This window comes from Streptomyces sp. NPDC054847, assembly GCF_053610925.1.
In genome coordinates, this window is sequence record NZ_JBSGZJ010000523.1 from 1 (window position 1) to 4,708 (window position 4,708).

General features: G+C 76.1%; 4 protein-coding genes and 1 pseudogene. 3 read left to right on the plus strand and 2 right to left on the minus strand.

Going from position 1 to position 4,708, the window contains the following annotated elements; genetic code table 11:
* Together ACWGH4_RS31475 and ACWGH4_RS31480 are read left to right on the plus strand one after the other, a co-directional pair.
* Positions 1-221: pseudogene (locus ACWGH4_RS31475) on the plus strand (hypothetical protein); the annotation flags it as partial.
* The gene (locus tag ACWGH4_RS31480) at positions 218-856 is read left to right on the plus strand and encodes a DUF6875 domain-containing protein (RefSeq protein WP_453466890.1); all 639 of its coding nucleotides are present in this window, start codon (positions 218-220) and stop codon (positions 854-856) included. The pseudogene ACWGH4_RS31475 and the gene ACWGH4_RS31480, both read left to right, overlap by 4 nt.
* Before the next feature lie 69 nt (positions 857-925).
* On the opposite strand, the gene ACWGH4_RS31485 is transcribed toward ACWGH4_RS31480, so the two are convergent.
* Together ACWGH4_RS31485 and ACWGH4_RS31490 are read right to left on the minus strand one after the other, a co-directional pair.
* Positions 926-1,852, minus strand: coding sequence for an alpha/beta hydrolase (locus tag ACWGH4_RS31485; RefSeq protein ID WP_453466892.1), 927 nt, complete (start codon positions 1,850-1,852; stop codon positions 926-928).
* A gap of 115 nt (positions 1,853-1,967) precedes the next feature.
* Positions 1,968-2,669, minus strand: a complete 702-nt coding sequence (locus tag ACWGH4_RS31490) for an indole-3-glycerol-phosphate synthase (RefSeq protein ID WP_453466894.1) — start codon at positions 2,667-2,669, stop codon at positions 1,968-1,970.
* A gap of 729 nt (positions 2,670-3,398) precedes the next feature.
* On the opposite strand from ACWGH4_RS31490, the gene ACWGH4_RS31495 reads away from it, so the two are divergent.
* The coding region (locus ACWGH4_RS31495) for an MGH1-like glycoside hydrolase domain-containing protein (protein ID WP_453466896.1) at positions 3,399-4,708 on the plus strand (1,310 nt) is incomplete at its 3' end.

The following is a 4,708-nucleotide window of genomic DNA, read 5'->3' on the forward strand; positions in this document are numbered from 1 at the left end:
GTGCGGTGTCCCCCCGGGCGCGCGGCGCGGGTGTGCTGGCGTCGCTGGTGGGTGAGGTGACGTCGTGGGCGGACGCGCAGGGCGTCGGTGTGTACACGGAGGCGAGTTCGCCCGGCGGGCGGGCGGCGTGCCTGCGGCACGGCTTCACGCCGGCCGGGCCGGCGCTCACGCTGCCCGGCGGCGGGGCGTCGCTGGAGCCGCTGTGGAGGGATCCGGGGTGAGGGGCGACGAGACGCTGGGGATCTTCTCCGCCTCCGAGGTGGAGCAGGACACGGTGCCGCCGGAGCATGCCGGGCCGCTGCGGCAGGTACTGGAATGGAGCCGCGAGTTCCTGGTGAGCGGGCATCCGGCGCTGGGCCGCAGCGGCCCCGTGTGCCCGTACACGCAGCCGTCGCTGCGCCGTGACCTGTTCCTGCTGGCGGTGCCGGCGGCGGGGACGGACGAGGCCGATCTCGCGGACGCGGTGGCGCATCTGCGGGTCTGGTACGAGAAGCTGGCGGTGGACCTGGACGCGGAGGAGCGGGAGCTGCTCACGCTGCTGATGGTGCTGCCGCATCTGGACCGGTCGGACTCGGCGCCGCTGGACGCTTTGCAGCGGGCGGCGAAGGACGAGTTCGTCGCCGAGGGGCTGATGATCGGCCAGTTCCATCCGGTGTGTGCGGAGCCGGGCCTGTGGAACGAGGACTTCCGGCCGTTGCGTTCGCCGGTGCCGCTGCTTGCGGTGCGCCGGCTGCTGGTGTTCGACCTGCCGTTCCTGGTGAACACGGATCTGCATCTGTCGCACTATCTGCGGCAGTTCGCGCCGGGGATCCCGGCGCGGATGCGGGACGAGCTGGTGAGCCGGGTGGTGTCCTGACGGTTCCGTTCACGCTGCTGCCCCGGTCCCTGTCTCAGGGGCCGGGGCAGCGTCGTGCGGTGGGGGCGGTCAGCGGTTCACGCACTCCTCGAGGAAGGCGAGGGCACGCAGGTGGTAGGAGCGGGCGGCCCAGCCGAGGCTGATGTTGTGGCCGGCCGCGTCCTGGCGGTCGACGCGGACCCGCGGGGAGGCGCTGAGGCGGGCGGCCATCGCGGTGAGGGCGGCGTCGTCGGTGTGCCACCACTGTTCGTGCTCGGCGAAGGTGAGGCGTACGGGCACCCGCACGCGGGGGGCGAGCTGCCGGTAGCGCAGCGGCCAGGGCGGGCCGGGGTCGTGCTCCTCGCGGCGCGGGGTGGGGGCCATCAGGTCGCGGGCGCCCTGGAAGGTGCCGGGCGGATAGAGGTGCATGGGGCCCCAGTTGAGGCCCCATGCGCCGCCGCCGAGGGTGGCGGGGAAGCCGCGGGCGGCGGGGGCGTAGTGGTCGCCGAGGCCGGAGATGTCGAGGCCGATCAGGGTGTCGTCGGTGTCGTCGGCCGCGGCGTGCAGGGCGAGCTTCCCGCCGTAGGAGTGGGCGAGGAGGAAGAACCCGGCGCCGGTGGGGTGTTCCCGGGCGAACGCGGCGAGGGCCCGGTGCAGGGTGGCGGACTGCTCGGCGAGCGGCTGGCCGTCCGGGTGGCGGGCGGCGAGGCGGCCGTGGCCGGGGCGGTCGACGGCGAGGACCGGGTGGCCGAGGCGCGCGGCGAGGGTGAGCAGGGACAGATCGGGGTGGGCGGGTGAGTGGAAGTAGCGGGCGTGCATGCCGAGGCCGTGGACGGCGACGACGACGGCCCGTGGCTCACCGGCGGCCGAGTGGGGTCTCGCGTACAGGGCGGACAGCTGAAGGGCGCCGGCGTCGAGGGTGATCTCCTCGATCCGCACGCCGTGGCTCGCGGCGGCCGCCGTCCCCGGCGCGGCGGGCGCGGGCGTGTCTGCCGACCGGGGGGCAGGTACGGGCACGGCTGCCGGGGGCGCCGGGACCTCGGGTGCGGGCGCGGGTGCGGGCGTGTCTGCCGACCGGGGCACGGGTACGGGCGCGGCTGCCGGCCGGGACGGGGCGGGCGCGGCGGGGGGTTCAGGCGGCCGGGGCATGGCGGGCGCTGCTGACGGTGGGCCAGGCGTGCAGGTCCTCGGTGCGCAGCAGCGCGGTGGCGATGAGCAGGCCCCGGTAGCCGGCCCGCAGCAGGCGGGCGGCGGTCTCGGGGGTGTCGATCGCGCTGGCGCTGACCGGGCAGGGGGTGCCGGCGGCGGTCAGGGCGGGCAGCAGCGCCAGGCTGCGGCCGATGTCGCCGGTGTCCTGTTCGCGGGTCTTGATGTCCTTGTTGTTGACGGCGATCACGCATTCGTCGGCGTGCGGGATGTTCTCGAGCTCGGCCTCGCCGGTGATCTCGACGAACGGGGTGAGGCCGGTGCGCAGGGCGGCGGTCACCAGGGAGCGCATGCTGGAGGCCGGCAGCAGCGCGGCGGTGAGCAGCACCGCGGACGCGCCGAGGGTCCTGGCGGTCTCGAGCTGGTCGCGACGGGTGATGAAGTCCTTCTGGAGCAGCGGGAGTTCGGTGAGGCGGGCGACGTCGCGCAGCAGATCGGGGGTGCCGCCGAACCAGCGTCCGGTGACCACGGAGATGCAGGGGGCGCCGGCCGCCTCGTAGCCGGCGACGATGTCGGCGGGCGTGCGGCCCGACATGAGGTCGATGCCGTGCGCGTCGCGCCGCTTGACCTCCATGACCAGGGGGCGTTCGGCGCCGAGCAGGGCTTCGATGAAGCGGGACGACGTCATGGTGCTCCTTCGCGTGCGAGAGGTGCGGTGCGGTGTGCCCGTCCGGCCGCCGGAAAGGCAGGGTGGACCGGCGCGCCGGAGCGGGGGCGCAGTGCCGGTGGAGGGCGCGGGCACTGCGCCGGAGCGCCGGGCGCCTTCAGAGCAGCAAAGCGCGCCGGGGGCAAGCGGGGTGCAAGGGGGCCGCGGGCGGGTCCGCCCGGCGTGCGGGAGGTGCGGGCGGGGCGGGCGGGAGGGGCGTTGCGCCGGCGTTGCGGGGCGCGTGGTGAGGCGGGGGGAGCCCCGGCCGGGCCTCCCGGGGGCGCGTGGTGAGGCGGGCGGACGCGCGGGCGGACCGCCCGGGGCGCGTGGGCCCGGCCTCCCACCCGCCGGGAGCTTATGTCGGGAATGTCACTGTGCAGGGGTGGTGATTTCCCGCGGGGGCGGCGCATACCCTGTCGCTGTCCTCCGCTGTGTGCGGTCCCGAGCATCTGGAGCTCCCTGGTGGAACGCGTCCGCGGCCCGCTCGTTCCCGGGCAGGCCGCTCCGAAGGCGCCCCTGCCGCCCGGTGAGCTTCCCGCCGACGCCTCCAGGCCGCGCAGCCCCCTCGTCCCGCCGCAGGCCGGGCCCCCGCAGGTCCCTGCCGGGGCCCAGGTCCCCCCGCCGCGGCCAGGTCCCGCGCAGGGCGTGGTTCCGCCGCAGGCCGGGCCCGCGCAGGCCGTCGCCGCGGCTGCGGACGCCGGGCTCGAGGAGCTGCGCCGGCGGGCCGCGCAGGTGCTGGTGGGCAACTGGACGGGGGCTTCGACCGTCCCCTCCCCCGCCCTGTATCCGCACCAGTGGAGCTGGGACTCGGCGTTCATCGCCATCGGGCTGCGTCATCTGTCGCCCGAGCGTGCCCAGCGCGAGCTGGAGACGCTGCTGGCCGCGCAGTGGGCCGACGGGCGCATCCCGCACATCGTCTTCAACCCCGCCGTGCCGCTCGGGGCGTACTTCCCGAGCCCCGACTTCTGGCGGTCCTCCACGGCGGGCCGGGCGGCGGGCGCCCCGGCCGCGACGGAGACGTCCGGCATCGTGCAGCCGCCCGTGCACGCGCTGGCCGCCTGGCTGGTCCACCGCGGCGACCCGGGCGCCTCACGCCGCCGGGGCTTCCTGGAGCGGGCGTGGCCCGCGCTGGTGGCCTGGCACGACTATCTGCTGCGCTGCCGCGATTTCGGCGGCCGGGGGCTGGCGGCCGTGCTCCACCCGTGGGAGCCCGGCATGGACAACAGCCCCTGCTGGGACGAGCCCCTCGAGCGGGTGGAACCGGCCCCGGCCGGTTCCTTCCGGCGGGCCGACCTCGGTCACGGCGACCGTGCGGACCGGCCCACGGATCTGGACTACGGCCGGTACGTCGCTCTGGCCGCGCACTACCGGGACCACGGTTACCGCGACGCGGGCACGGAGCACGCGTTCGTCGTCGAGGACCCCGGGTTCAACGCGCTGCTCGCCCTGTCGGAGCATGCCCTGGCGGCCATCGCCGGCGAGCTGGGGCAGGACGCGGCGCCGCACCGGTCGCGGGCGCAGCGGCTGACCGCCGCGCTGGTGGAGCGGCTGTGGGACGAGGAGGCGGGGATGTTCCTGTGCCGGGACGTGCGCACCGGCGCCCTGGTGCGCGACAGGAGCGTCGCCGGTCTGCTGCCGCTGGCGCTTCCCTCGCTTCCCGGGCCCGTCGCGCAGGCTCTGGTGCGCACCATGACGGGGCCGCATTTCGGGCTCGGTTCGGTCTGTGGCCTGGTGCCCAGCTACGACCTGCGGGGCCCTGCCTTCGACGCGTCCCGCTACTGGCGCGGGCCGGCCTGGTTCAACGTGAACTGGCTCCTGGAGCGGGGGCTGCGGCAGCACGGCGAGGCGGGCCTGGCCGACGCCCTGGAGCAGGCGGTGCTCGCCTTCGCCGGTGGTTCCGGCTTCGCCGAGTACGTCGATCCGCACACCGGGCAGGCGCGTGGGGCGACCGGCTTCAGCTGGACCGCTTCCGTCGTCCTCGATCTGCTGGCCCGCTCCGGCCCGTCCGCGCAGGCGAAGGC

Coding starts and splice junctions, on each gene's coding strand:
- ACWGH4_RS31490 (WP_453466894.1), bottom strand. CDS start 2,669: ATGACGTCGTCCCGCTTCATCGAAGCCCTGCTCGGCGCCGAACGCCCC.